The sequence below is a fragment of the Arthrobacter sp. SPT-J7 genome, assembly GCF_059089965.1.
The window spans coordinates 1-1,560 of the sequence record NZ_JBNHFF010000410.1; the positions used below are offsets into that span (position 1 = coordinate 1).

The window sequence follows — 1,560 nt, forward strand, 5'->3', positions numbered from 1 at the left end:
ACCAGGACACGGGTTGCCGCACCGCATTCCTGCCCGCCGTTCCAGAACCCGGCACTGCGGACACCCTTGGCAGCTGCCTCGAGGTCGGCGTCGGCAAAGACGACGACGGGGGCCTTGCCGCCCAGCTCAAGGTGGACACGCTTCACGGAACCGGCGGCGGCAGCGGCCACCTTCTGGCCGCTCCCCACGCTGCCCGTGATGGCCACCAGGTCCACGTAGGGGTGCTCGGAGAGGCGGTTCCCCACGATGCGGCCAGGGCCGGTGACGATGTTGACGACGCCTGCCGGAACCTCGCCGGCGATGAGTTCGGCCAGCTTCAGGGTGGTCAGCGGCGTCTGCTCGGAGGGCTTGAGCACCAGCGTGTTCCCTGCGCCCAGGACCGGGGCGATTTTCCATGCGGCCATCAGCAGCGGGTAGTTCCAGGGCGTGATCACACCGACGACGCCGACCGGCTCGCGGTGGACCACGGAAGTGTGGTTCTCCGCATAGTCATCCGCCCCCAGAGTGCTGTAGGCGCGGGCCGCGCCGGCCGAGAACCGGAACGTGTCGATGGCGCTGGAGATGTCGTCTTCCGCCACTGCCGCAGGCTTGCCGGTGTTGGCAGCTTCGAGGGTTTCGAACACCTCACGGTTCGCCTCGATGATGTCAGCGATCTTCAGCAGGACTGCTGAGCGGTCCCGGGGCGTGGTTGCCGCCCACGCGCCCTTCGCTGCCACGGCAGCGGCGACGGCCGCGTCAACATCATCAACCGTGCCGGCGGGAACCTGCGTCAGCACTTCCTCCGTGGCCGGGTTGACGATATCTACTGTTTCAGAGGAACTGGAGGGCACGAATGCCCCGCCGATGAACTGTCCGAAAGGCGGAAGGGCAGGGGTCAGCGCCGCTTCTGCCCGGCGGACGGTGAACAATGCAGTTTCTGTCGTCATGGTGTTATCCCACGTTCTGGTAGAGGGCGGACACGGCCTGCTGGACACGGGCGAGGTCGTCGGCGCCAAGGTCGGCGGTGGGGCGGCGCGGGGAGCCTGCCGGGAGTCCCTGCTGGGTGAGGCCCGCTTTGACGGCAGGAATGAACGGCACGGAGAGGAGGGCATCGATGACCGGGTATACCTTCTTCCACAGTTCCAGTGCCCCCGCCAGGTCGCCTTCGGCGATGCGGCGACTGACCGAAACGATCTCGTTGGGGACCACGTTGGCGGTGCCTGCCATGACGCCGGCTGCGCCTTCGACCAGTGCGCTGTAGAGGTAGACGTCCCAGCCGATGAAGGTTCCGATGACGTCACTGTGGTGGTGGATCAGCTGTAGCGCCTGCTCCCAGTTAGCACTGGAGTCCTTGATATAGCGGATGTTGTCCACTTCTTCTGCCAGTGCCCGGACGGTGACGGGGTCCAGGTTGACGCCGGTAACAGCCGGGATGTTGTAGAGCATTACGGGGATGTTGACGGAGGTGGCAACGTCCTTGAGGTAGGTGACCGTTTCTTCCAGGGACAGCGGTTCGTAGTAGGGCGTGATCAGCATCAGCACGTCTGCGCCCAGCTTCTCGGCGGCCTGGGACAACCGGAT

The 1,560-nt window shown here is 65.6% G+C and carries 2 protein-coding genes; both read right to left on the reverse strand.

All coding sequences use genetic code 11. From position 1 onward, the window contains the following. Window positions 1-926, reverse strand: a 926-nt coding sequence (locus AC5RWX_RS33115; protein ID WP_494100399.1) for an aldehyde dehydrogenase family protein, incomplete at its 3' end; no start/stop codon positions are given. 4 nt (window positions 927-930) lie between these two features. Next, window positions 931-1,560, reverse strand: a 630-nt coding sequence (locus AC5RWX_RS33120) for a dihydrodipicolinate synthase family protein (RefSeq protein ID WP_494100400.1), incomplete at its 5' end; no start/stop codon positions are given.